General features: G+C 64.8%; 19 protein-coding genes and 1 pseudogene. 7 read left to right on the top strand and 13 right to left on the bottom strand.

Annotated elements, in window-relative coordinates; translation table 11 throughout:
• A pseudogene (locus tag BLT98_RS28215) lies at positions 1 to 341 on the bottom strand (membrane-bound PQQ-dependent dehydrogenase, glucose/quinate/shikimate family); the annotation flags it as partial.
• A 325-nt stretch (positions 342 to 666) separates the two neighbouring features.
• Here BLT98_RS28215 and BLT98_RS28210 point away from each other — a divergent pair.
• From BLT98_RS28210 to BLT98_RS29715, 6 genes are all read left to right on the top strand, one after another.
• A complete protein-coding gene (locus BLT98_RS28210; RefSeq protein WP_092613648.1) occupies positions 667 to 1,311 on the top strand; it encodes a hypothetical protein in 645 nt (214 codons plus the stop codon).
• Between the two features lie 128 nt (positions 1,312 to 1,439).
• A complete protein-coding gene (locus BLT98_RS28205) occupies positions 1,440 to 2,066 on the top strand; it encodes a response regulator (RefSeq protein WP_092613647.1) in 627 nt (208 codons plus the stop codon).
• A gap of 35 nt (positions 2,067 to 2,101) precedes the next feature.
• Positions 2,102 to 2,464 (top strand): Hpt domain-containing protein, encoded by a 363-nt coding sequence (locus BLT98_RS28200; RefSeq protein WP_092613645.1) that lies wholly within the window; start codon positions 2,102 to 2,104, stop codon positions 2,462 to 2,464.
• Positions 2,461 to 3,954: a response regulator gene (locus BLT98_RS28195; RefSeq protein ID WP_092613643.1), complete on the top strand. Its 1,494-nt coding sequence runs from the start codon at positions 2,461 to 2,463 to the stop codon at positions 3,952 to 3,954. Before BLT98_RS28200 ends, BLT98_RS28195 begins: the two co-directional genes overlap by 4 nt.
• Before the next feature lie 97 nt (positions 3,955 to 4,051).
• A complete protein-coding gene (locus tag BLT98_RS28190; protein ID WP_092613641.1) occupies positions 4,052 to 7,504 on the top strand; it encodes a response regulator in 3,453 nt (1,150 codons plus the stop codon).
• Positions 7,505 to 7,537: 33 nt separating this feature from the next.
• Positions 7,538 to 7,663 (top strand): hypothetical protein, encoded by a 126-nt coding sequence (locus BLT98_RS29715; RefSeq protein ID WP_280141278.1) that lies wholly within the window; start codon positions 7,538 to 7,540, stop codon positions 7,661 to 7,663.
• Positions 7,664 to 7,670: 7 nt separating this feature from the next.
• On the opposite strand, the gene BLT98_RS28185 is transcribed toward BLT98_RS29715, so the two are convergent.
• From BLT98_RS28185 to BLT98_RS28145, 9 genes are all read right to left on the bottom strand, one after another.
• Positions 7,671 to 8,882 carry an NnrS family protein gene (locus tag BLT98_RS28185; protein WP_092613639.1) on the bottom strand — a complete coding sequence of 404 codons (1,212 nt, stop codon included), beginning with the start codon at positions 8,880 to 8,882 and terminating at the stop codon, positions 7,671 to 7,673.
• Between the two features lie 133 nt (positions 8,883 to 9,015).
• Positions 9,016 to 9,678: a response regulator gene (locus BLT98_RS28180; RefSeq protein WP_034781594.1), complete on the bottom strand. Its 663-nt coding sequence runs from the start codon at positions 9,676 to 9,678 to the stop codon at positions 9,016 to 9,018.
• A 23-nt stretch (positions 9,679 to 9,701) separates the two neighbouring features.
• Positions 9,702 to 11,588 carry a type IV pili methyl-accepting chemotaxis transducer N-terminal domain-containing protein gene (locus BLT98_RS28175; RefSeq protein WP_244517765.1) on the bottom strand — a complete coding sequence of 629 codons (1,887 nt, stop codon included), beginning with the start codon at positions 11,586 to 11,588 and terminating at the stop codon, positions 9,702 to 9,704.
• A gap of 44 nt (positions 11,589 to 11,632) precedes the next feature.
• Positions 11,633 to 12,619, bottom strand: coding sequence for a GTP 3',8-cyclase MoaA (moaA, locus tag BLT98_RS28170; RefSeq protein WP_092613635.1), 987 nt, complete (start codon positions 12,617 to 12,619; stop codon positions 11,633 to 11,635).
• A gap of 102 nt (positions 12,620 to 12,721) precedes the next feature.
• The gene (locus BLT98_RS28165) at positions 12,722 to 13,468 is read right to left on the bottom strand and encodes a peptidylprolyl isomerase (protein WP_034781603.1); all 747 of its coding nucleotides are present in this window, start codon (positions 13,466 to 13,468) and stop codon (positions 12,722 to 12,724) included.
• Positions 13,469 to 13,607: 139 nt separating this feature from the next.
• Positions 13,608 to 14,294 (bottom strand): respiratory nitrate reductase subunit gamma, encoded by a 687-nt coding sequence (gene narI, locus BLT98_RS28160; RefSeq protein ID WP_070256335.1) that lies wholly within the window; start codon positions 14,292 to 14,294, stop codon positions 13,608 to 13,610.
• Positions 14,295 to 14,321: 27 nt separating this feature from the next.
• The gene (narJ, locus tag BLT98_RS28155) at positions 14,322 to 14,978 is read right to left on the bottom strand and encodes a nitrate reductase molybdenum cofactor assembly chaperone (RefSeq protein ID WP_231958226.1); all 657 of its coding nucleotides are present in this window, start codon (positions 14,976 to 14,978) and stop codon (positions 14,322 to 14,324) included.
• Positions 14,979 to 14,987: 9 nt separating this feature from the next.
• Positions 14,988 to 16,538, bottom strand: a complete 1,551-nt coding sequence (gene narH, locus BLT98_RS28150; protein WP_070256337.1) for a nitrate reductase subunit beta — start codon at positions 16,536 to 16,538, stop codon at positions 14,988 to 14,990.
• A 1-nt stretch (position 16,539) separates the two neighbouring features.
• The gene (locus BLT98_RS28145; RefSeq protein WP_092613633.1) at positions 16,540 to 20,238 is read right to left on the bottom strand and encodes a nitrate reductase subunit alpha; all 3,699 of its coding nucleotides are present in this window, start codon (positions 20,236 to 20,238) and stop codon (positions 16,540 to 16,542) included.
• Positions 20,239 to 20,483: 245 nt separating this feature from the next.
• Between BLT98_RS28145 and BLT98_RS28140 the strand changes: the two genes are divergently transcribed.
• Positions 20,484 to 20,855 (top strand): hypothetical protein, encoded by a 372-nt coding sequence (locus BLT98_RS28140; protein ID WP_034781616.1) that lies wholly within the window; start codon positions 20,484 to 20,486, stop codon positions 20,853 to 20,855.
• Here BLT98_RS28140 and BLT98_RS28135 read toward each other — a convergent pair.
• The 3 genes from BLT98_RS28135 to BLT98_RS28125 form a co-directional block, all read right to left on the bottom strand.
• Positions 20,841 to 21,536, bottom strand: coding sequence for a carbonic anhydrase (locus BLT98_RS28135; protein ID WP_034781617.1), 696 nt, complete (start codon positions 21,534 to 21,536; stop codon positions 20,841 to 20,843). The two genes, BLT98_RS28140 and BLT98_RS28135, sit on opposite strands and share 15 nt — an antisense overlap.
• Positions 21,537 to 21,599: 63 nt before the next feature.
• On the bottom strand, positions 21,600 to 22,985 hold the full coding sequence (locus BLT98_RS28130; RefSeq protein WP_034781619.1) for a NarK family nitrate/nitrite MFS transporter: 1,386 nt from the start codon (positions 22,983 to 22,985) through the stop codon (positions 21,600 to 21,602).
• Positions 22,982 to 24,226, bottom strand: a complete 1,245-nt coding sequence (locus BLT98_RS28125; RefSeq protein ID WP_092613631.1) for an MFS transporter — start codon at positions 24,224 to 24,226, stop codon at positions 22,982 to 22,984. The genes BLT98_RS28130 and BLT98_RS28125 overlap by 4 nt, the downstream gene beginning before the upstream one ends.
• Positions 24,227 to 24,456: the final 230 nt, after the last annotated feature.

Raw genomic sequence — 24,456 nt, 5'->3', positions numbered from 1 at the left:
GGCGGATCGAGGCGGCGGTCGATGAACGGCAGCAGCAGCCAGACGGCGGCGGCAAACCAGATATCGAGGCGCGGCAGCAATTGCCACCAGTCGAACTTCACTTCGATCACGGACCAGATCAGGGTGGCGAACAGCAGCAGCGCGAGAAACAGCTGGACGCTGCGCCGCCTTTTCCACACGAGCGCACCCGCGATGAGCATGCCAATACCGGCCACGACGTAATACCAGGAACCACCGAGGCTGACGAGCCAGGCGCCGCCGCCGGCAAGCGCCAGGCCCAGCAAGATGAAGATGACTGCGGTGATGATAAGCAAGGGTCCAGGCCGGGCAGAGGCAGTCATGATGCTCCTTTACAAGAGTCAGTCGGCGGCACGCGCCTGCGCACCGTATTTGATGGCGATCAAGGAAATTGCATTTTTTCACTAATTGGCAAAGCGTGCCACACGCCACAGCGTCCGATGCATGCCGTGTGGCTTTTTATACACGAGCTGAGCGTACAGCCCGCCACAACCATATGATTTTTGATGAAAAAAATGAATAAACTAAATAAACAACAAATTTCTCGAATAAAACGATTTTTTATCGTAAAATGAAAACATCCAAGCCAAGCATTTCAGGTCAGTCATCACGCAGGATCACTTGCATAGAGCGCACTGGAGCACTGCCATGAACGCATTCCTTGCCATTCACCCCTTCCTTCGCTGCGAAGACCTGTCGCTGATGCGTCCGGCGCTGGCGCTGGCAGGCCTGCTGTTGCTGCTGGCCGCCCTGCTCTGGCGCCGCACCCGCTGGCGCCAGGCTGGCCGCGCGCCGGGCGCGGGCGGCACGCCGGCCGATCTGCATGCGCTGCTGCAAACGCGCAAGGCGGCGCCGCCGGCCAAAGTGGCTGACAGCGCACCGCCGCCGCAAGCGCCCAAGGCGCCTGATACGCCGCCATTCGAAGCAGCCCGCCTGGACGCCATGTTCGGCCACGACCGGCGCCTGCAGGGCGAGATTCTGGCACTGTTCGTGGCCGAGTCGCGCGACCGCCTGGCCGGCATCGCCCATGCGCTGCGCTGCGAGCGGACGGCCCCGGCAAGAGTGCTGGCGCAGGAAATTCTCGACGGCAGCCACGCCATGGGCTTGCTCCCCTTGCAGGCGCTGGCGCGCCAGGCCGTGCATGCGGGCTTTTCCAACGATATCGGCGCGCTGCGCCGCCTGCACGCGGAACTGCTGGTGGCGCTCGATGCGCTGTCGCAAGCCGTCACGGCCCTGCAAACGGCGGACGTGGCGCGGGCCGATGACTGCAGCGGCGTAGCAAGCCGGCCATGAGCGTGCATCAGGACCCGGTGCGCGACATGTAAGGTTTTTAGTGAATTCATCTAATTCGTTAAAATTGATTTCTTCAGCGCGATTGCGTATCATTCCCTTTAACTTCATCCGCGACCATAGAACCCATCATGCACACTGCAGACGTTTGCACTACCCAAAAGGCCGCCGAAATCCTCGGCATCTCGGTCACATCGGTGCAGCAACTGGTCGAGGCCGGCGTTATCGAAGCCTGGAAGACCAAGGGTGGCCACCGCCGCATTCCCCTCGCGGCTGTCGAGGCTTACAAGGGCAATCCCGGCCAGCAGGGCCAGGACCAGCGCGCGGCGCGGGCCAGCCGCGCCGTCCCATCGGGCCGCCCGCCCTCGATTTTGGTGATCGAAGACAATCCCATCGAACGCGCGCTGTATGAAAAGCAGATCGGCGCATGGGGCTTGCAGGCAAGCTTGCGCTTTTGCGAGAACGGCTACCAGGCGCTGATGGAAATTGCCCGCGACCAGCCCGATATCCTGCTGGCCGACATCATCATGGACGGCATCGACGGCTACGAGGTGATCCGCACCATCCTGGCCGACCCGCTGCTGGCGGACATGCACATCGCCATGCTGTCGAGCCTGACGCCGGAGGAACTGGAAGAACGGGGCGGCGTACCGCCCGGCGTGGTGTTCTTTGCCAAGCCCGTCAATTACGACGAACTGCGCGGCTATCTGCGCGCCTGCTGCGCCGGCCATGCGCGGCGCAACAGCCTGGCCGCCTAGCCCGCCACCGCCTCCCCTCTCGTCCCGGAGCCGCCATGCCAGCCTATCGCCACATCGATCCTGCCGTGCTGTTCCAGGCCACCGGCCGCGACCTGGAGATGTTCCGCGCCCTGTCGCAGACCTACCTCGATACGTCGCCAGCCATGTTTGCGCGCGTGGAGCAGGCCGTGCGCGGCGGCGTAGCGCAAGCCATCGTGCATAGCTGCCATACCTTGCGCGGCACCGTGGTCCTGCTGGGCGCCAGTACCCTGGTGGCGCGGCTGGCGGAACTGGAGCACCTGGTGCGCCACCGGGGCGTGGCGGCGCCGGGCTGGCTCGCTGAAACGGCAGCGCTGGTCGGCGCAGTGGAGCAGGAGGTACGCCGCAGCATGCTTGAATACACGGGCGCGCAGGCATGAACGCGCGCCAGGCCCTCCTGCGTCTGGCGCACCGCTACCGGCCACGCACCACGGCGGCCGTCGCGGGCCTGGTGCTGGTGGGCCTGCTGGCGCTGAGCATCGTCGTCTCCGGCGTGCTGCTGCACCACGAAGCCGTCGATGACTGGAAACAGGACCTGTCCAAGCTGTCGCTGCTGCTGGCGGAAAACACGGCGCAGAGCATGACGGCGGCCAGCCTGGTGCTCGACAGCGTCAGCAACGAAATCGAAGCCGCCGCCCCCGTGGACGCGCAAGCGCTGGCAGCAACCGCCGGCACGCCGGCCATGCACCAGATGCTGTTGCACAAGATCGGCGGCGTGCCGCAAGTGGATGTGGTGTCCATCGTCGGCAGCGATGCCAGCGTGCTGGCCTTCAGCCGCGCCTTTCCCGCGCCCCCCATCCGCCTCGACGAGCGCGACTACTTCGAGTATCACCGGCGCCACCCGGACGGCGGCATGCATGTCAGCGCGCCCGTGCAAAACAAGGGCAATGGCGCCTGGACCTTCTATATCAGCCGGCGCATCAGCGGGTCGGACGGCCGCTTCCTGGGCGTGGTGCTGGTCGGCCTGTCGTGCGACTTCTTCAGCAAATTCTTCCACAGCACCAGCATCGGCGAACACACGGCCTTTTCCCTGTACCGCAGCGACTACACGCTGCTGGCCCGCTGGCCGGCCGTGCCCGCCATGATGGGCAAGCGCAACCTGACGGGCAGCACCTACCGCCTGCTGGAACAGGGCAAGACCGATGGCGTGCTGCAAGTGGACTCGCCGCGCGCGGCCGACCAGGGACGCGCGGTCAACCGCCTGGCCGGCATACGGCTGGTACGCGACTATCCGCTGGCCATCAACGTGACGGTGACGGACGAGGTCTACCTGGCGGGCTGGCGGCGCATGCTGCGCACCATGGGCGGCGCGGCCGTGGTCAGCCTGCTCGTGCTGGCCGCGGCCATCGCCCTGATCATGTCCCTGCTGCGACGCCAGGAGCGCGACGCGGCCATGGCGCTGGCGCCGCAAACGGGCGCGGAGGCGGCGAATGCCGCCAAGCCGCCGGCGCCCGAGACAGCGCCGCCATCCGCATCCGAAGCTGCACCGGCGCCGGGCGCGCGCATCCTGCTGGTCGAGGATACGGCGTTGAACCGCCAGCTGGTATGCCTGCAGCTGGGCACCTGCGGCTACCGCATCGACACGGCGGAGAACGGCGCGCTGGGCCTGCAGGCGCTGGCCGAACAACAGTACGACCTGGTCCTGATGGATGGCATGATGCCCGTCGTGGACGGCTACCAGGCGTGCCAGGCCCTGCGCGCCCGCGAAGCGGCCAGCGGCGCGCCACGCCTGCCCGTCATCGCCCTCACGGCCGGCGTCACCGCAGACGACCGGCAGCGCTGCTTGGCGGCCGGCATGGACGATTATCTGGCCAAGCCCTTCACGGCCGCCCAGCTGCGCGCGATGGTCGAGCGCTGGCTGGCGCGCTAGCCGGCGGCTGCCGCCTGGCGGCAAATTGGCCACACTATCACCTGCGTAGTCATGCGTAAAAGTTGTTCTCCGTGCATATCAGGTATAGCATCGCCACATGAGCTATCACACAGATGCGGCGGCGTTGCGCAGGCGACTGATCGAATGGCTGTTCTTGCTCCTCGGGCTGCTGATCGTCGCTGCCGCCCTCGCCTACGCGCACCTGGCCGAGGCGGCGCGGCACGATGCGGCCGAGCGTGAACGGCTGAGCGTGCTGACAGCGCTGCTGGCAAAAAATATCGAAGTCGACCTGGCGGCGACGAATCAGGTGCTCGACGGCGTGATCCGTGATTATCTTGCCGCCGGCGCCGCACCCGACGCCGGGCAAGCCCTGCCACGGCGCCTGGCCGCGCTGGTCGACGCCATGCCGGGCGTGCGCACCATGCTGGTCATCGATGCCCGCGGCAAGCCGGTCGCCACCAACATCCCGGAGCTGGCCAGCCAGGATTTTTCGCGCCGCGGCTACTTCCAGACGGCGCGCGACGCGCCCGATGCGCGCATGCTGTACATCTCGGCCCCTTTCCTGTCCTTCAAGCGAGACCTGGTCATCACGGCGTCGCGCATGGTGCAGGACCGGCAAGGCCGCTTTGCCGGCGTCGTGGTGGCCACCTTCGACCGCGAATACTTCACGGCCAAGTTCCGCACCGCCATGTATGCGGCCGATGTCTGGGCCGTGGTGGTGCATGGCGACGGCCGGCAATTCCTGAACTATCCGGCCAAAAGCGCCAATGGCGGCAATGTGGACCTGCCCGGCAGCTTCCTGCGGCGCTTCCGCGACAGCGGCTACCAGGCGGGCGTGCTGAGCGGCGTCGAGATTGCCGGGGCCGGTGCCTCCGCCGCCCCCCGCGTCATGGCCATGGCGACCATCGCCCCGCCTGAGCTGCACATGGACCGCGCCCTGATCATCGGCCTGAGCCGCGAAGAAGCGGCCATCGCCGCCCCGCTGCGGCGGCAGGCGCTGGGCTACACCCTCTGCTTTGCCATGCTGGCCCTGGCTGCGGCCAGCCTGCTGTTCTGGAGCCAGCGGCGGCGGCGGCAGCAAGCCGCCTGGCAGGTGGAGCAGGAAAGGGAACGCCAGGCCATGCAAGCCGTGTCCGACAGCGAAACGCGCTTTCGCACCTTGATCGAAGATGCGCCGGTGGCGATCGCCATCCTGCGCCATGGGCGCTTCGTGTATTCCAATCCCCGCTACCGCCACCTGCACGGCTACGCCCTCGAGGATGACCTGAGCGGCCTGCCCTGGCGCGCCATGCTCACGCCCGCCTCGCAAGTGGCGCTGGCAAGCAACGAGGCGCTGATCGAGGCCGATTCGGCCAGCGAACAGATGTTTGAAGCCGTCGGTGTGGACAAGCAGGGCCGGCCCGTGCCCATCCTCAAGACCAGCACGCGCGTGATGCTCAAGGATGGGCCGGCCACGCTGATCTTTGCCCAGGATATTTCCGCGCAAAAGCAGGCCGAGGCGGCCATGCTGCTGGCGCGCGATGGCGCCGAGGCGGCCAACCGCAGCAAGGCGGAATTCCTCGCCAACATGAGCCATGAAATCCGCTCGCCGCTCAACGCCATCCTCGGCATGGCCTGGCTGCTGGAAAGGGGCAGCCAGGATGAAGAAGGACTGCTGATGACGCGCAAGATCCGCGCCGCCGGCCAGTCGCTGCTGGGCATCATCAACGACGTGCTGGACGTCTCGAAAATCGAGGCGGGCCACATGACCATCGAGCAGGCGCCGTTCCGCCTAGCCGAAGTGATCGAGAAGATTGCCGCCAGCATGGGCGTGGCCGCGCATGACAAGCCGGTTGAGGTGCGGATCGGGCCGCTGCCCGATGGCATCGACCACGTGCTGGGCGACGCGCTGCGGCTGGAACAGGTGCTGGTCAACCTGACCAGCAATGCCATCAAGTTCACCGCGCAAGGCACGGTCGAGCTGACGAGTGCGCTGGAGAGCCGGGACGGCGACGCCGCCGTGCTGCGCTTTTGCGTGCGCGACACGGGCATCGGCATCGCCCCCGAAGTGCAGGAAGCGATCTTTTCCGCGTTCGCCCAGGCCGACACGTCCACCACGCGCCGCTTCGGCGGCACGGGCCTGGGCCTGACCATCTGCCGCCAGCTGGTGCGCCTGATGGGCGGCGCCCTGCACCTGAAAAGCGCATTGGGCCAGGGCAGCGCATTCAGTTTCACGGTGCCGCTGCAACTGCTGCCCGCCGGCGCCCTGTCAGCGCCCGACATGCGGGGCATGCAGGACCTGCGCGTCTTGCTGGCCGATGGCAACGCCGGCACGCGCGAAGCGGTGGGCGCCGTGGCGCGCGGCCTGGGCTGGCAAGTGCATGCCGTGTCCGGCGGCCAGGCGGCACTCGATTATGCGCTGGCCTGCGCCGGGGATGCGCGACCCGGCGTGGTGCTGCTGGCCGCGCGCATGCAGGGGCTCGATGGCGAAGCCACGGCGCGCGCGCTGCGCGAATACTTGCCGCCGCAGGACTGTCCCGTCGTCATCCTGGCAGCCAGCGGCGCGCCGGCGACAGCACCAGCGCGACGGTGCACCGACCCGGCCAATGCCGCCGATGCCATCCTCAACGAACCGGTGACCGCTTCCAGCCTGTACAACGCGACGGTGGAGGCGCGCCAGCAGCGCGCCAGGGCCGCCGGCCTGGACGCCAGCCTTGCTCCGCTGGAAGAGCGCCAGCTGGCCGGCGTGCGCGTGCTGGTGGTCGACGACAGCGAGATCAACCGCGACGTGGTCAAGCATATCCTGTGCGACCAGGGGGCCGTGCCCTCATTCGCCTGCGATGGCCGGCAGGCGCTGGACTGGCTGCTGGCGCACCCCGCCGACGTCGACATCGTGCTGATGGATGTACAGATGCCCGTCATGGATGGCTTGCAGGCGACGCGCGCGCTGCGCCAGCTGCCGCAATTCCAGGACCTGCCCGTGGTGGCACTGACGGCTGGGGCGTTCCAGACACAGCGCGCGGCGGCGCTGGAAGCGGGCGTAAACCATTTCATCAGCAAACCGTTCGACGTGCCGCAGACCATAGCCCTGATCGCGCGCGTGCACCGGCGCCATGCGCAAGGGCTGCCGTCCCTGCCGCCGGCCCTGGCCGAAATGGCGATGCCCGTGCCGCCAAACGGCGCGGCGCCCGCGATCGACCTGGCGCAGGGGATGGCGCAGTGGCCCGATGCAGCGCCCTACCGCCAGCATCTGTCGCGCTTTGGCAGCACTTATCGCAACACGGTGGACACCATGCGCGCCCTGCTGGCGGCCAATGCGCGCGGCGATGCGGCCGCGCTGGCGCACAAGCTGGCGGGCGTGGCCGGCAGCCTGGCCCTGCCTGCCACCCTGCATGCGGCCCGGCATGCGGAACAGCTGCTGCACGCCGGCGACGATGCGGCCGCCGCCCTCGATGCACTGGAACAGGCGCTGGCGCAGGCCATCGAGGCCGTCGCCGCCTTCACGGCACGGACGCCGCCGTCCGGCCAGGCGGCAGTGCCAGAAACGCAACATGGCCAGGCATGCCAATGATAAACTTGCCAATATGAAAATTTGGGAGACGCCATGATCTGGTGCAGGGATTTACTGCTGAAAGCCTTGATGCTGGGCCTGCTGCTATTCTTCGTGGGCGAATCGCTGTCCTACTGGACGCCGGAAATCAGGAAACTGCTGGTCTGGCGCCCTTCCTGATACCAGCCTAGCCTTCGCGGCCATCCACCCTGGCGCGCCACAGGTACGGCGCATACACGCACGCATACAGGCCAAAGGCCAGCGACCAGCAAGCGCCGGCCGCCAGCAGCAGCGGCATGGAAAGCGAAACGGGACCGACGGCGGCCAGCAGGCGCGCCAGCGCGCCCAGCTGGATCAGCCAGTACATCGCCGCTTCCGCCCTGCCGCCTTTCAACGGACGGCCCGTGTGGCCCAGGGTCGTGCGCGTCATCATGCCGATGATCAGGCCCGCCATCGACCCCACCGTCAGCGCGTGAAACGCGGCGCTGGCCGGCAGCAGGTGCAGGCTGGCCAGCGCCAGCAGCGCGAAGCCGATGCCGAGCCACGCATACGACAGGTGCAGTATCCACAGCAGCGGCACGCGCAAGGTGCGCTGTGGCTGCCATGCCAGCAGGTTGGCCAGCGATATGCCGGCGGCACAGAAGGCCAGCGGAGCCGTCAGCCAGACCGGCGCACCAGCCAGCCACGCGATCGCAGCCGCCGCCATGCAGGCCACGGCGATCAAGGCCCGCTGCGGACTGGCCACGGGCGTACTGCCTGGCGCGCCATTGCGGGTGAACATGGGAATCACGCGCGCGCCGATCACCGATTCGATCAGCACGATGATGAAGATGGCCGCCTGCACGGGCACAAACAGCGACAGCGGCAGCCAACCCAGCACGGACGCGTGGAACAGGCCATTGGCCAGCGCCAGCAAGGCCAGCAGACCGACGAGGAACAGGTTGCGCGTATTGCCCGAGCGGCGCAGCACCCGATACAGGGGCCAGGCGGCCAGCGGCAGGAACAGCCAGTCGACCAGCGCTGCCACGAGGCCGGCGCCGCACAGCATGGCCACGCGCCCCGCCAGCCACAACGCCGCCAGCGCCATCAGCTGGGCGCCGTGCGGCGTGGGCAAGCCCGTCCAGTTGCGCCCCGCCGTGTAGAGGAAACCAACGACGACGGCCAGCGCAAAGCCGAACACCATTTCATGCATATGCCAGCCCAGCCCCACGTGCAGGCCGCCCGCAAGCACGCCGAAATAGCTGGCCAGCCACAGGGGAATGCTGATGGCCGCAAACACGGCCGCCAGCAGGTAGAACGGGCGGAAACCCAGTTGCCAGACGGCGTGGCCGGCATGCCAGGGCGCCGCGCCGGGGGCGGCGGCAGTAGGAGATGGTTCGCTGATCGGGGTGATGGCCATGATGGGCTCGCTTTTAAAGATATATTCAATATACTACTTTAAAAGTACAAGGACGGCTATCGGCAAAAAGAACTAGCGAAATAGATGGCAGTGGGCCTGGGTCCGACCCGGCGGGCCAGACCCTTCTACCGGGCTACTTGCCCTGGCGGTGCTCGACCGCATACACGGCCGCCTGCACGCGGCTGGTGAGGTTGAGTTTTTTCAGCACGTTCTGCACGTGGATCTTGACCGTGCTTTCGGCCAGGTCGAGGGTGCGCGCGATGCCCTTGTTGCTCTCGCCGCGCGACAGGCAGTCGATGATTTCCTTTTCGCGCGGCGTGAGCTTGTCGAGTTCCGACACGGGTTCTTCGCGCCGCGTGCCCGCCTGCAGCTGCGCCACCAGCTTGCCCGTCATGGCTTCGGCGATGACGACTTCGCCGGCGGCCGCGCGGCGGATGGCGCGCACCAGGTAGTCGGCATCGATATTCTTGATCAGGTAACCGCAGGCGCCCGCGCGCAGGGCCGTCGCCAGGTCTTCCGCGTCTTCCGACACGGTCAGCATGACGATGGCCGTGTCGGGACAGTCGTGCTGCATCAGTTGCAGCGCTTCGACGCCGGACATGCCGGCCATGTTCAGGTCCAGCAGCACCACGTCGGGCTGCAGCTGGATGGCGCGCTTGATGCCTTCCACGCCATCGGCCGCCTCGCCCACGACGGAAAAGTCCGTATGCCGCTGCAGCAGCGAGCGTATGCCGCTGCGGAACAGCGCGTGGTCGTCCACCAGCATGACGGTGATCGGTTTATCGGGAGTCTCCATTTTTTGTACTTTCAGATAGTTACTTAGGCGGCGCGGCGCTGTTCGCGCGACAGGTGCAGTTCGACGGTCGTGCCGCCGCCGGGACAGGCATGCACGTCGAACGTGGCGTCGATGCGCTGTGCGCGCTCGCGCATGATATGGATGCCGACATGGCTGTCGCCCTTTTCCAGCACGGCGGCAGCATCGAAGCCGACGCCATTATCGCTGATCGTCAAGGTAAAGTCCTGATGATCGGCGAGGCGCACCTCGACGTGGCTGGCCTGGGCGTGCTTGCGGATGTTCGACAGCGCTTCCTGCACGATGAATAATAACTGCAATTGCTGCTCGCGGGGGAATGGCGCGCCGTCGACGTCGGCCAGCAGATCGGCCTCGATGCCCGTCTGGCGGCGGAATTTGTCCACCGCCGCGCGCAGGGAGCCGATCAGGTCATCCTCCATCAGGCGGCTGCGGAAGTTCGCCAGCAGCTCGCGCACGTCCTCGTAGCTTTCCTTCACGCCCGCATGCAGGGCCGGCACGATGCCCGCCACCTCGTCGAAACGGGCGTTGCGCACGGAGTCGTCGAGCATCTGCACTTGCAGGTTGAGGAAATTGAGGCTTTGCGCGATGCTGTCGTGCAGGCCTTGCGCCACCAGGTTGCGCTCTTCGGAAATGGCCATTTCGCGCTCGCGCGCGGCCAGGCGCAGGTTTTCCAGCGCGATGCCCAGCAGCTGGCCCAGGGTTTCCAGCAAGGCCAGCTCGCGCGCGGAAAACACGCGCGCATGGCGGAAATGCAGGTTGAAAAAGCCCAGGTGCTGTTCGTGCGCGTGGATATGGAAGACGGAGACGGTGGCAAAGCCTTCGCGGTGGCAGCGCAGCTCGTGCGCCTTGTCGATGCGGCGCATGTCGTGCACCTTCGCCACCTTCATCTCGACGGCCGTTCCGCACAGGCAGTCGCCCACCTTCAGGCAATGCTCGGACGCCACCAGCTCCTCGGACAGGCCCGTGTGCACCACCATGTGCAGGTTGCCCCGCTCGGCGTCGAGCACGCGCACGGTGGAGCCATCGGCTTCGAAATAGTCGACGATGCGCTGCATGAAGCCGCCGCAAATGTCTTCCAGGGGCTGCGGGCGCTGCAAAAAGGCGGCGCTTTCGTACAGCAGCGCCAGTTCGCGGTTGCGGTATTCGAGGGTGGCCGTCTTGCTGCGCACGCCCTCTTCCAGGTTGCCGTACAGCGCCTGCAGGCGGTCGGCCATCTGGTTGAAGCCACTGGCCAGCTGGCCGAATTCGTCATTGCTTTCCACTGCCAGGCGCACGCTGAAATCGCGCTCCTTCATGCGCTGCATGCCAAGGCGCAGCCGCGTCACCGGTTCGATGATCAGCATGAACATCAGGTAGATCATGCTGACCGTGCCGATGACGGCCATGCCGACGAGGATCAGCTGCGAGGCGCGCAGCCAGAAGGTGCGCTGTTCGCTATCGTGCTCGATCAGGCGCACCAATTGGTCGACCTGCCCCACGAAGGTATCGGCGTCATGCTCGAACTGGCGCGCGCGCGCGGTGGAATCGGCGGCCAGCGCGGACGGACGCAGGGCGCCGCGCCAGGCAACGCCGATGCGCTCGAATTCCGACTTGATGGCCGTGCTGGGCGGCAGGAACAAGGGGCGCTGCGGGTCGCCGTGGCCGATCTTGGCCAGGGTCTCGTCGATCAGCATCGCCTGCTGGCGCGCCTGTTCGCGGGCGTCGCTGGCAAGCAGCAGGGTCAGGCGGTAGGTCTGCATGCGCAGCCGGCCCGTCTCGTTGATGGCGGCAGAACTGCCTTCCAGCTGCCACGACAGGAACAGGGTGCAACCGATGGCGCCCAGGGCCAGCACCAGCATGAGCAGCAGCGCGCCGACGATCTTGGTCGACAGCTTCTGCCAGGAGGAAAACATCGCCTTGAATTTCATACCGCCCTTGAATGTAAATGCAAACTGCCTCAGCCGCCCGTCTGTGCCATGAACCGGATGATTTTATCGGGCTGCGTATTGAAATCATGCTGCTGCGGCTTGAGTTCGATGGCGGCGCGGATCGCCCCTTCGATCTCCGCATCCGTGGCCCCGCCGCGCAGCATGGGGCCGAAGGCGAATTTCTCTTCCTGGCCCAGGCACAGGTACAGGGTACCATCGACGGACAGGCGCACGCGGTTGCAGGTGGCGCAAAAATGCTGCGACATGGGCGTGATGAAGCCGATGCTCGAGCGCCCGTCGGCTGTCGCCATGTAGCGCGCCGGCCCGCCACCGAGCTCCATCGCCTGCGGCACCAGGCCAAAGCGGGCCGCCAGGCGCTCGCGCACGGGGCCAAGGGGCATGTAGCAGGCATTGCGGCCCGTGCTGCCCATGGGCATGGCTTCGATCAGGCGCAGGATGAACTGCTGCTCGATGCAGAACGCCGCCATGGCCTCGATCTGGCCGTCATTGACGCCGCGCATGGCCACCATATTGATCTTGATCGGGTCGAAACCGGCCGCCTTGCCCGCCATCAGGCCATCCAGAATCGGTTGCAGGCTGTCGCGCCCCGTGATCTGCTGCATGCAGGCGCGGTCCAGCGAATCCAGGCTGACGTTGATGCGGTCCACGCCCGCCGCGCGCAAGGCCACGGCGTGCTTGCCCAGTTGGGTGGCATTCGTCGACAGCGACAGGTCCTGCAGGCCAGGCAACGCCGTCAGCCGCTGCGCCAGTTCGGGCAGGTTGCGCCGCAACAGGGGCTCGCCGCCCGTCAGGCGCACGCGGCGCGTGCCGAGGCGAACGAAGATGCCCAGCAGGCGCTCGATCTCGTCGAATGTCAGCCAGTCCTTCGGTTCCTCGAAGCCGCGAAAGCCCTTGGGCATGCAGTAACTGCAGCGCAAATCGCAACGGTCGGTAACGGACAGCCGCACATAATCGATCGAACGGCCAAAACGGTCCTGCAACTTGACGCTACCCATGACGCTACTCCTGTTTCTTTCTTGATTGTAAAGGCTGGGGCACGATCTGGCTGTGCCCCAGAAGGCCTAGCGGCCTACGCCTTTCGGACTACGCCTTTCAGCCTACTGAACCAGCGGACTGGCTGTGCCTTCCAGCTCGACGCCGGCGATCTCGGCGCGCCCCACCAGCAAGTGCAGGTACTGGTGCACGGCGCGCTGCCACGCGGCGCGCGACAGGCGGTCGGCGATCTGCGCCTGCACCGCCTCGTAGGCGATGGCCTGGCCTTCGACCCGGCGCAGCACTTGCACGATGTGGTAGCCGAAGCGCGTTTCCAGCAAATGGCCGGCCAGCGCGCCCTCTTCCAGGCGGAACAGCAGCGCGTCGAATTCCGGCACGCTCTGGCCCGGCGACAGCTGGCCCAGGTTGCCCCCCAGGGCGCCGGACGGACAGTTCGAATACTGCGCCGCCAGTTCGCCGAAGCGCTCGGGCGCCAGTTTCAGGGCATCGAGCACGGCTTGCGCCGTCGTGCGCAGCAGCTCCAGCGGCGCCTCGGGCGTCACCTGGAACAGGATGTGGCGCGCCTCGACCAGCGCCCCGCTGCTGAACAGCTGCGGGCGCTGCGCATAAAAGGTGCGGCAAGCCGCATCGTCGGCGGGCGGCACGCGCACTTCCTGCGCAAACAGCGCTTCGATGCGGTCGTCAGTACTGCCACCCTGCACGCCGAGGCGTTCGGCCTCGTCGAGCAGGAGCCGGCGCAGCACCAGTTCATGCACGGCCTGTTTCAGCGGATTGCCGGCGCCGTCGTGATGCGGCAGCTCCTGCGCGATGTCGGCATCGTCGATATCGATGCCATTGACGGAGATTCCCATCTTACTTTCCTTCCATAAATAGCCTGAAAAATCGTCGCGAGCGGAGATGAGTTGCGGCTGAGAAGCGCAGCTGTGCGCATGCACAGTGAGCATCGCAGGCCGCAAATCGCTACGCGCAGTAGATTTTTCATGGCGTTTTTTAACGGCGGCGCACCAACTGATAGGCGCGGCCCAGATATCCAATGGCGCCAAAGCCGCTCCACACGTGCACCAGGCGGGTGAACGGGAAGATGACGAACAGCGACATGCCCATGAACAGATGCAGCTTGAACACCAGCGGCGCATCGACGATGAAGCTGGCCGCGTCGCCGCGGAAGGTCACGATGTGCTGCGCCCAGTTCATCAGCAAGACCATCATGTGGCCATCCATGTGCGAAGCCGAGACGAAGATCGACGACAGGCCCAGCAGCAAGGTCAGCAAGATCCACACCATCACCAGCTTGTCGCCGGCCGTGGTGACGGCGCGCAGCCGTTCATTGCCGAAGCGGCGCGCCAGCAGGATCAGGATGCCGACCAGGCACAGGCCGCCCATCACGCCGCCGGCCGCCATGGCCACGCCCTGCTTCAGGCTATGCGACACGCCCAGGGTATCCCATACCCAGACGGGGGTCAGCAAGCCGGCCGCATGGCCGAACAGCAGGCCGATGATGCCGATGTGGAACAGGATATTGCCCAGGCGCAGGCTGCCGCGGTGCAACAGCTGGCTGGAATCGGACTTCCACGTATATTGCTCGCGGTCGAAACGGATCAGGCTACCCAGGAAAAAGATGGCCAGCGCGATGTATGGATAAATGCCATACACAAATTGATGCAAGTAATTACTCATGATGTACTCTCCTCATGCGGACGCGATTCAAGCGGCGCGCCGCGGCTGCGGGTGAAAATGCACGGGATGGACGCCGCCCGGCGCTTGGCGCAGCAACGGCTCGACGCCGTCCGCACCGGGACCGAAGGTTTCCAGCGCTTCGTCCATGTCGCGCACCGGCGGTTCGGCCAGCATTTCTGCCGCCACGGGGCTCAGGCGTTCGAGCAGCGTGAAGACGGGCGCGTACGGGCTGCCGTTGGCCGTCAGCTTGCGGCCGATGTGCGCCAGCACGTGGACGGCGTCGCCCAGCAGCGGTGCCGAGACTTCCTCGTCGAGCTGTGCCAGAAACTCCAGGAACAGGGGCACGAAGTCGGGCAAGTCGTCGCCCACCATTTGCAGGCCGTGGCGCTTGTATTCCTCCATCAGGTCGACCATGGCCTGGCCCCGGTCGCGCGATTCGCCGTGGATATGCTCGAACAGGTGCAGCGAGTGCGACGGATTGCGGTCGAAGGTGGCCACGTACTGCTGCTGCAGGTCGATCAGGCTGCTGCTTTCCAGGTGCGCCAGCAAGGGCCGCAGCAGCGCGTGCTGCTCCGGCACGGCCGCCAGCGCGGCGCCGAGCTGCGGCAGGTGCGCGATCAGCTCTGGCTCGGGATACAGCAGCAGGCGAGAAAGGACTTGGTAGTGATGCATAGCGTGTTCCATATGAGCTCCTTAAGCGCCTGGCGCCGTTTTGCGCGACTTCGGCATCTGCATGAAGATGGCCGAACCGTGCTTTTTCTTGCCGAACAAGGTCGGCTCGCTGGTGCCGTCCGAGCAGCCATTGCCGAAGCTGAAGCCGCACGAACCCTTCTCGTTGAAACTGTCCTCGGCCATTTCCTTGTGGCTGCTGGGGATGACGAAGCGGTCTTCGTAATTGGCGATGGCCATGATGTGGTACATGTCCTCCACCTGCGCCTTGGTCAAGCCCACCTGTTTCAGAACCGTGAGGTTCTCCACCTTCTCGACAGTCTTGCTGCGCATGTAGGCACGCATCGCCAGCATGCGGTCCAGTGCCGTGACGATGGGCGGCTGGTCGCCGGCCGTCAACAGATTGGCCAGGTACTGCACGGGTATGCGCAGGCTCTGCGTGTCCGGCAGCATGCCGTTCACGCCCAGCTTGCCCGATTCGGCGGCCGCCTGGATCGGCGACAGGGGCGGCACGTACCACACCATCGGCAAGGTGCGGTACTCGGGATGCAGCGGGAACGCCACTTTCCACTCGACGGCCATCTTGTAGACGGGCGACTTGACGGCCGCTTCCAGCCAAAGGTCCGGGATGCCCTGGCGGCGCGCCTCGGCGATGATGGCCGGGTCGTGCGGGTCGAGGAACAGGTCGAGCTGCGCCTGGTACAGGTCCTGCTCTTGCGGCACGGAGGCGGCAGCCTCGATCCTGTCGGCGTCGTACAGCAGCACGCCCAGATAGCGGATGCGGCCCACGCACGTTTCCGAGCACACGGTAGGCTGGCCCGCTTCGATGCGCGGGAAGCAGAAGGTGCACTTCTCCGCCTTGCCAGACGACCAATTGTAGTAAATCTTCTTGTACGGGCAACCGGAGATGCACATGCGCCAGCCGCGGCACTTGTCCTGGTCGATCAGCACGATGCCGTCGTCTTCGCGCTTGTAGACGGAGCCGGATGGGCAAGACGCCACGCACGTCGGGTTCAGGCAATGCTCGCACAGGCGCGGCAAGTACATCATGAAGGTGTTTTCGAACGTGCCGTACATCTCCTTCTGCATGTTGTCGAACAGTTTATCTTTGCTGCGCTGGGCGAATTCGCCTCCCAGGTCATCTTCCCAGTTCGGGCCCCACTCGATTTTTTCCATCTTTTTCCCCGTCAGCACGGAGATCGGACGGGCCGTCGGCGGCGTCTGCGACAGCGGCGCGCTTTGCAGGTGCTCGTAGTCGTAGGTGAACGGCTCGTAATACTCGTCGATGGCCGGCAGGTTCGGGTTGGCGAAGATGTTGGCCAGGATTTTCAGACGGCTGCCCTGGCGCGGCTCGATCTTGCCCGCGTCCGTGCGGCGCCAGCCGCCATTCCACTTGTCCTGGTTTTCCCACTGCTTCGGATAGCCGATGCCCGGCTTGGTTTCCACGTTGTTGAACCATGCGTACTCGACGCCGTCGCGGCTGGTCCATACGTTCTTGCAGGTGACGGAACAGGTGTGGCAGCCAATGCACTTGTCCAGGTTCAGCACCATGCCGATTTGCGCTCTGATTTTCATACTATGCTCCTTCTTCCTGCAACGGGCCTTCGAGCCAGTCGACCTTGTTCATCTTGCGCACCAATACGAATTCATCGCGGTTGGAGCCCACCGTGCCGTAGTAATTGAAGCCGTACGCCAGCTGGGCGTAGCCGCCGATCATGTGCGTCGGCTTGGGCACGGCCCGCGTCACCGAGTTATGGATGCCGCCCCGCTTGCCCGTCATCTCCGCGCCAGGCACATTGATGATCTTTTCCTGGGCGTGGTACATCATCGTCATGCCGGCCGGGATGCGCTGGCTGACGATGGCGCGCGCCGTCAGGCTGCCGTTCACGTTGAACACTTCGATCCAGTCGTTGTCGACGATGCCGGCCGTCTTCGCGTCGGTCTCCGACAGCCACACGTGCGGTCCGCCGCGCGACAGGGTCAGCATGCGCAGGTTGTCCGAATACGTGGAGTGGATGCCCCACTTCTGGTGCGGCGTCAAAAAGTTCAGCGCCAGTTCCTTGTTGCCGTTTGGCTTGGTGCCCAGCAGCGCTTCCGTCGTCTTCGTGTTGATGGCCGGCTTGTACACGCACAGCCCTTCGCCGAAATCGCGCATCCACAAATGATCCTGGTAGAACTGCTGGCGGCCCGTCAGGGTGCGCCAAGGGATCAGTTCATGCACGTTGGTATAGCCGGCCGTGTAGCTGACTTCTTCGCTTTCCAGGCCCGACCAGGTGGGCGAGGAAATGATCTTGCGCGGCTGCGCCTGCACGTCGCGGAAGCGGATGCTGTCATGCTCGCGCGGCAGCGCCAGGTGCGTATGCTCGCGTCCCGTGATGGCCGACAGCGCGGCCCAGGCCTTGACGGCCACGTGGCCATTCGTTTCCGGCGCCAACGACAAAATCATCTCGGCCGCGTCGATGGCCGTATCGAGGCGCGGCTGGCCCTTGGAGACGCCATCTTCGAGCACCGTGCGGTTGACGCCGCGCAGGACCTCGACTTCATGCCCAGTTTTCCAGGAAATGCCCTTGCCGCCGTTGCCGATGGTTTCCAGCAGCGGGCCGATCGAGGTGAACTTCTTGTACACGTCGCGGTAATTGCGCTCGACCACCGTCATGTTCGGCATGGTCTTGCCGGGAATGGCGTCGCATTCGCCGGCGCGCCAATCCTTGGGATCGAAAGGCTGGCCCAGTTCGCCCGGGGTGTCGTGCATCAGCGGCGTGAGGATGATGTCTTGCTGGGTACCCAGCAGCTCGCCGCCGATTTCCGAGAATTTCTCGGCGATGCCCTTGTAGATTTCCCAATCCGACTTCGATTGCCACAAGGGCTGCACGGCTTCCGACAGCGGGTGGATGAACGGATGCATGTCCGACGTATTCAGATCATCCTTTTCGTACCAGGTGGCCGTCGGCAGCACCACGTCGCCATACAGGCACGTGGTCGACATGCGGAAGTCCAGCACCACCAGCAGATCGAGCTTGCCTTCGGCGGCAGGACGCACTTTTACCTGCTTCGGCGTGATGCAGTCGTCTTCGTCGCTGAGCAAGCCGTTCTGCGTGCCGAGCAGGTATTTCAGGAAGTACTCGTGGCCCTTGCCCGAGCTGCCCAGGATATTCGAGCGCCAGACGAACATATTGCGCGGGAAGTTGGCCGGGTTGTCCGGGTCGTCGCACGAGAACTGCAGCTGGCCCGCCTTGATCTGGTCGAGCGCATATGCGGCCGGCGTCTGCCCCGCCGCCTTGGCGGCCTTGGCCACTTCCAGCGGATTGGTCTGCAGCTGCGGCGCCGATGGCAGCCAGCCCATGCGTTCCGCCTTGGCGTTGTAGTCGAGCAGGGTCAGGTCGCCCGTGCCGCCGGCCGCCGATGGCGAGGCGATGTCGCCCGTTTCCAGCTTTTCATGGCGCCACTGGCTCGTGTGGGCATAGAAGAACGAGGTGCCGTTCATCTGGCGCATCGGACGCACCCAGTCCTGGGCGAAGGCCAAAGGCGTCCAGCCCGTTTGCGGACGCAGTTTTTCCTGGCCCACGTAATGGGCCCAGCCGCCGCCCGACTGGCCGATACAGCCGCACATCATCAGCATGTTGATGATGCCGCGGTACGTCATGTCCATGTGGTACCAGTGATTCAGGCCGGCGCCCACGATGACCATGCTCTTGCCGCGCGTCTGGTCCGCGTTTTCCGCGAACTGGCGCGCCACGGTGATGACGTCGGCGCGTTTCACGCCCGTGTGCTTCTCCTGCCATGCGGGGGTGTACGGCACGTCGTCGTCATAGCTTTCCGCCACGTTTTCGCCGCCGAGGCCACGGTCGATGCCGTAGTTGGCCAGCGTCAGGTCGAACACGGTGGTGACGAGGCCCGTCGTGCCGTCGGCCAGGCGGATGGTTTTCACCGGCACCTTGCGCAGCAACATGTCGGACGCATCCTTGCCGCCGAAGTAGGCGAAACCCACTTCCGTGACGGCGTCGCTGTCGTTGATCATGGAGAGCATCGGCACGATAGGTTCGCCGCTGCCGCCCGCTTTTTGCTCCAGGTTCCACTTGCCCGATTCGCCCCAGCGGAAGCCGATGGAGCCTGCCGGCGCCGTGATGGCGCCCGTGGTTTCATCGATGACGAGGGTTTTCCATTCCGGATTGTTGGTTTCGTCGAGGTTGTTGTCCAGGTGCGAAGCGCGCAGGAAGTAGTCGGGCACCAGGGTGCCGTTATGCTCCTTGAGCAGCACCAGCATGGGGAAGTCCGTGTACTGGCGCGCATAGTCGCGGAAGTAGGCGCTCTGCCCTTCCGAGTGGAATTCCTTGAGGATGACGTGGCCCATGGCCAGCGCCAGCGCGGCATCCGTGCCCTGCTTCGGCGCCAGCCAGATGTCGCCGAATTTCACCATTTCGCCGTAGTCGGGCGAGATGGCCACGGTTTTCGTGCCCTTGTAGCGCACTTCCGTGTAGAAGTGGGCGTCCGGCGTGCGCGTCATCGGCACGTTCGAGCCCCACACCATCAGATAGGTCGAGTTGTACCAGTCGGCCGATTCCGGCACGTCCGTCTGCTCGCCCCACACTTGCGGGCTGGCCGGCGGCAAGTCGCAGTACCAGTCATAGAAACTCAGGGCCACGCCGCCGATCAGCGACAGGTAGCGCGTGCCGGAGGCATAGCTGACCATGGACATGGCGGGAATCGGCGAAAAGCCGACAACGCGGTCCGGGCCGTATTTCTTGATCGTCAGCGCATTCGCGGCGGCGATGATTTCATTCGATTCGTCCCAGGTGGCGCGCACGAAGCCGCCCAGGCCGCGAATGGACTTGTACTGCTGCGAGCGCACGGGATCCTGGCTGATCCAGTCCCAGGCCGTGACGGGGTCCATGGTCTTGCGCGCTTCGCGCCACATTTCCATCAGGCGGCCGCGCACCATCGGGTATTTCACGCGCTGCGCCGAATACACGTACCAGGAATAGCTGGCGCCGCGCGGGCAGCCGCGCGGTTCGTGGTTCGGCAGGTCGGGCCGCGTGCGCGGATAATCGGTTTGCTGGGTTTCCCAGGTGATCAGGCCATTCTTGACATATACCTTCCAGCTGCATGAGCCGGTGCAGTTCACGCCATGCGTGGAGCGCACGATCTTGTCGTGCTGCCAGCGCTGGCGGTAGGCGTTTTCCCAGGTACGGTCTTCATCGACCACGGTGCCATGGCCGTTTGAAAACGGCTCGGCGGGCTTGCTAAAAAATTTCAGGCGGTCCAGAAAGTGACTCATGCTACCTCCACATTGCGCCGCGGACAGCGGCGCCAGGTCTTAAAAAACGCTGCAAGCAGGATGGCTCAAGCGTCGATACAAACAGTCTATCGATGTGCCGTGCCCGGCGGTATTGGCAAGAAGTCGGTTTCCGGCACCAGGAATGCATAGACGGGTAGTCACCCGGATAGTCACTATTGCCTATGGGCGGCAAGGCGGCGCTGCGGTATACCTGTCGTCATCGTTCAACCCAGAGAAAGAGCACCATGCCGATTACCGATTACGCCAGCCTGCTGCGCAGCGCCCGCAACCAGGAGCAGCCGCAACGCCTGCTGTTCACCTTTACCCAGGCGCAGGCCCAGCCTGGCGGCCAGGGCAAGTCCCTCACGCCCGTGATGTGCGCCGACAAGCTGCCCGAGGAACTGGACAGCTTCGAGACATTGAAAGAGGAGTCGAAACAGATGCAGACGCACTGGGACGTGGTCTTCGTGGCGGGACTGGCGGGCCAGGACGGCCAGCCGCCCGCGGCGCAGGAATGCGAGGCGCCCCTACGCGCCATGGTGACGGCCATCGAGCAAGGCCGCATCGACAGCCTGCTGGCGTTTGACCGCAGCGGGGATTTGTTACGTTTTAGCTGAATCCGGCCAAGGGCGCTCGTGCAGATGACGCGCCCGTTCGATCGGGCAGACCAGCGGCAAAAACTGCTGCTGGCGCGCCGAATATGCCATCAGGGCCCCGCTGTCGATGTCGAAATACCATCCATGCAGCTTCAACACCCCCTGCTCCACTCGCCGCTTCAGCCACGGGTAGGTGAGCAGGTTGTCCAGCGACTGCAGGATGCTGGCCAGCTCGCACGCGTGGTGCTGTTCCGCCGACGAGCGGTGCGCCAGCTCGCGCCGCACCCTTTGCGCCACCGGTTCGGCGATGCGCATCCACTGTCCCACAAAGTCCGTTTCCTGGCCTTCCGCGCGCGGCTGCGGTTCCAGCAGCGCGCGGATGCCGCCGCAGCGCGCATGTCCGAGCACGATGACCCTGGCCACTTCCAGCTTGCAGACGGCGAACTCGATGGCCGAGCTGACGCCGGGCGGCGCGTCGGGCGTACACGGTGGCACCAGGTTGGCGATATTACGCACGACGAACATGTCGCCCGGGTCGCTGCCCGTCAGCAGCATGGGATCGACCCGCGAATCGCAGCAGCCGATCAGCAAGGTCGAAGGCCGCTGCCCGTCGCGCAGGCTGTCGTACAAGGTTTGCGGCTCGCTGAAATACTGCTGCTGAAACAGGCTGAAGCCGTTGACAAATTTTTCCAGTTCTTCCATGACTACCTCGAATACTTTATACAGCGCCCGGCAAGCAGGACTTGCCAGGCGTTCTGACGCCAACTAGCAAGGCATCGGCGCATTCTTGCGCGCATAGCACCACCATGTGATGGCGATGCAGCTCACATAAAAGCCGATGAAGCACCACAAGGCCGCGTCGGGGCTGCCCGTCAGCGCAATCGAGGTGCCATAGCTTTTCGGGATGAAGAAGGCGCCATACGCGGCCACGGCCGATGTAAAGCCCAGGACGGCCGCGCCTTCCTTGTTGGCGTCGACGATGGCTTGCTCCTGCTCCGCCTTGCCCTTGCCGGCGGCCGCGCGCTGGTGCTCCGTCAAAAAGATCACGGGGATCATGCGGAAGGTCGACGCATTGCCGACGCCCGTGCCGGCGAACAGCAGCATGAACATCCAGAAGAAACCATTGAAGCTGCCACCCACGCCCGCTTGCGGCATGAAGTACAGCACGCCCAGCACGGCGCCGATCATCAGCAGGAACGACCACAGGGTGACGCGGGCGCCGCCCAATTTATCGGAAATCACGCCGCCGGCCACGCGCGCCAGCGCACCGACCAGGGGGCCGAGGAAGGCATAATCGAGCGGATTCACGTCGGGGAACTGGATCTTGATCAGCAGCGGAAAGGCGGCCGAATAACCGATGAAGGAGCCGAAGGTGCCCGTGTACAGCCAGCACATGAGCCAGTTGTGCTTGCGCTTGAAGATCACGGCCTGCTCGGAAAACGAAGCCTTCGCCGACGCCAGGTCATTCATGCCGAACCAGGCCAGCAAGGTGCTCAAGGCGATGAACGGCACCCAGATGAAGCCCGCGTTTTGCAGCCACATGTCCTTGCTCACGCCATTTTTCACCCAGGTGAGCGAATCGCCGCCCCAGGCGCCGAAGACGGCAAAGGTGATCACCAGCGGCACGACGAACTGCACCACCGACACACCCAGGTTGCCCAGGCCCGCATTCATGCCCAGCGCGAAGCCCTTGCTCGCCTTGGGATAGAAAAAGCTGATGTTGGCCATCGACGAGGCGAAATTGCCGCCGCCGAAGCCGCACAGCAGGGCCAGGATCAGCATGGTCGGATAGCCCGTGTTCACATCCTGCACGGCCAGGCCGATGCCGATGGCGGGAATCAGCAGCGAGCCCGTGGAAATGGCCGTCCAGCGCCGGCCGCCGAAGATCGGCACCATGAACGAATAAAAGATGCGCAAGGTGGCGCCGGACAAGCCCGGCAAGGCGGTCAGCCAGAACAGCTGGTTGTTACTGTAGGTGAAACCGATGTTGGGCAGGTTGACCACCACCACGCTCCACACCATCCACACGGCGAACGCCAGCAGCAGCGCGGGAATCGAGATCCACAGATTGCGCGCGGCCGTGGCCTTGCCCGTGTTTTGCCAGAAGCTCGGGGTTTCCGGCTCCCACGTATTGATCATGTAGCGGCTCATGCTTTAGCTCCTGCAGGTTGATTGATAGTCGCCGCGCGCAGCGGCTTGAACGAGAAATGCATCCAGATGAGGGAAACGCAGACGGTGCCGTACAGGAGCATGAAGGAGCTCGAACGCACGCCGGTGAAGTCCACCAGGGCGCCGAACATCACGGGCAGGATGAAGCCACCCAGGCCGCCGGCCAGGCCTACCACGCCCGAGACGGCGCCGATGTTGTCGGAAAAATCATCGCCGATGAACTTGAAGACGGACGCCTTGCCCACGGCCATGGCGATGCCGACGATGAACAGCAGCACGGTGAACCACAGCGGCGACAGGCCGATATGGAAAGCCAGCGGACCCGTGACTGTTTCCACGACCATCTGCGTTTGCGGATACGACAGCAGGAAGAAGCACACCCAGCACACCCACATCACGGCCCAGGTGACTTTCGCCGCACCGTATTTGTCGGAGATCCAGCCGCCCACGGCGCGCAGCACGCCGCCCGGCAGCGAGAAGCACGCGGCCAGCAGCGCCGCGTGTTTCAGGTCGAAGCCGTATTCGGCCACGTAGTACTTCGTCATCCACAGCGCCAGCGCCACGTAACCGCCAAACACCACCGAGTAGTACTGGCAGTAGCGCCACACGCGGGGATCCTTCAGCACCTTCATCTGCGCCGAAAAGCTCTCGCCCGATGGCGCCAGATGCGATTTGTCCGTGTACGAAAACAGCCAGAAGATGATGGCCGTGGCCAGCATGGCCACCGCATACACCTTGGGCAGCATTTGCCAGCCGAAGGCGGCGACGATGCCGGGCGCGACGAACTTGGTCAGCGCAGAACCGGAGTTGCCGGCGCCGAAGATGCCCATCGCCAGGCCGCGACGCTCCTTTTCATACCAGCGCGCCACGTACGGCGTACCGACGGAAAACGAGCCGCCCGCCAGACCGACGAACATGCCCAGCACGAGAAAGTGCCAGTAGGCGGTGGCGTAGGAAATCAGGTAGATCGGCACCACGCTGGCCAGCATCAGCCAGAAGAAGACGCGGCGTCCGCCGTATTTGTCCGTCCAGATGCCCAGGGGCACGCGCACGAGAGAGCCCGTCAGCACGGGCATGGCGGCCAGCAGGCCGAATTGTGTTTCAGTCAAACCCAGGCTGATCTTGATGGGGATGCCCAGTACGGCAAACATCATCCAGACTGCAAAGCAGATGGTAAACGCGAAGGTGCTGCTGATCAGCACGGACGCCTGCTTGCGCCGCATGCCGGGTTCGACTGCCTTGTTACTACTGTTGTTCTTAGTGCCATCTAGGGTAGCCACGATGTTTCTCCATGAATGCACTGGCCGTCTGGCCAGCCGTCCCGACCAGCTTACGTGGCAGAGGGGAAAGGCACTATCGGCCACAGGGTGATTCTGGAAAGGCAATCTGGATAGCCGTATCGGCAAAAGTGACTAGATGGCGGAGGATGGATCTAGCCTGGATGGCGGGTGTT

The organism is Janthinobacterium sp. YR213, from assembly GCF_900099875.1.
Taxonomy (GTDB): Bacteria; Pseudomonadota; Gammaproteobacteria; order Burkholderiales; family Burkholderiaceae_D; genus Janthinobacterium; species Janthinobacterium lividum.
Note: the sequence above shows the minus strand (reverse complement) of the source record. Positions and strands in the feature narration are given on the sequence as shown.

What these genes read in the sequence shown, in the direction of transcription:
- BLT98_RS28210 (WP_092613648.1), top strand. Translation starts at nt 667, where the DNA reads ATGAACGCATTCCTTGCCATTCACCCCTTCCTTCGCTGCGAAGACCTG.
- BLT98_RS28205 (WP_092613647.1), top strand. Translation starts at nt 1,440, where the DNA reads ATGCACACTGCAGACGTTTGCACTACCCAAAAGGCCGCCGAAATCCTC.
- BLT98_RS28200 (WP_092613645.1), top strand. Translation starts at nt 2,102, where the DNA reads ATGCCAGCCTATCGCCACATCGATCCTGCCGTGCTGTTCCAGGCCACC.
- BLT98_RS28195 (WP_092613643.1), top strand. Translation starts at nt 2,461, where the DNA reads ATGAACGCGCGCCAGGCCCTCCTGCGTCTGGCGCACCGCTACCGGCCA.
- BLT98_RS28190 (WP_092613641.1), top strand. Translation starts at nt 4,052, where the DNA reads ATGAGCTATCACACAGATGCGGCGGCGTTGCGCAGGCGACTGATCGAA.
- BLT98_RS29715 (WP_280141278.1), top strand. Translation starts at nt 7,538, where the DNA reads ATGATCTGGTGCAGGGATTTACTGCTGAAAGCCTTGATGCTGGGCCTG.
- BLT98_RS28185 (WP_092613639.1), bottom strand. Translation starts at nt 8,882, where the DNA reads ATGGCCATCACCCCGATCAGCGAACCATCTCCTACTGCCGCCGCCCCC.
- BLT98_RS28180 (WP_034781594.1), bottom strand. Translation starts at nt 9,678, where the DNA reads ATGGAGACTCCCGATAAACCGATCACCGTCATGCTGGTGGACGACCAC.
- BLT98_RS28175 (WP_244517765.1), bottom strand. Translation starts at nt 11,588, where the DNA reads ATGTTTTCCTCCTGGCAGAAGCTGTCGACCAAGATCGTCGGCGCGCTG.
- moaA (WP_092613635.1), bottom strand. Translation starts at nt 12,619, where the DNA reads ATGGGTAGCGTCAAGTTGCAGGACCGTTTTGGCCGTTCGATCGATTAT.
- BLT98_RS28165 (WP_034781603.1), bottom strand. Translation starts at nt 13,468, where the DNA reads ATGGGAATCTCCGTCAATGGCATCGATATCGACGATGCCGACATCGCG.
- narI (WP_070256335.1), bottom strand. Translation starts at nt 14,294, where the DNA reads ATGAGTAATTACTTGCATCAATTTGTGTATGGCATTTATCCATACATC.
- narJ (WP_231958226.1), bottom strand. Translation starts at nt 14,978, where the DNA reads ATGGAACACGCTATGCATCACTACCAAGTCCTTTCTCGCCTGCTGCTG.
- narH (WP_070256337.1), bottom strand. Translation starts at nt 16,538, where the DNA reads ATGAAAATCAGAGCGCAAATCGGCATGGTGCTGAACCTGGACAAGTGC.
- BLT98_RS28145 (WP_092613633.1), bottom strand. Translation starts at nt 20,238, where the DNA reads ATGAGTCACTTTCTGGACCGCCTGAAATTTTTTAGCAAGCCCGCCGAG.
- BLT98_RS28140 (WP_034781616.1), top strand. Translation starts at nt 20,484, where the DNA reads ATGCCGATTACCGATTACGCCAGCCTGCTGCGCAGCGCCCGCAACCAG.
- BLT98_RS28135 (WP_034781617.1), bottom strand. Translation starts at nt 21,536, where the DNA reads ATGGAAGAACTGGAAAAATTTGTCAACGGCTTCAGCCTGTTTCAGCAG.
- BLT98_RS28130 (WP_034781619.1), bottom strand. Translation starts at nt 22,985, where the DNA reads ATGAGCCGCTACATGATCAATACGTGGGAGCCGGAAACCCCGAGCTTC.
- BLT98_RS28125 (WP_092613631.1), bottom strand. Translation starts at nt 24,226, where the DNA reads ATGCGGCGCAAGCAGGCGTCCGTGCTGATCAGCAGCACCTTCGCGTTT.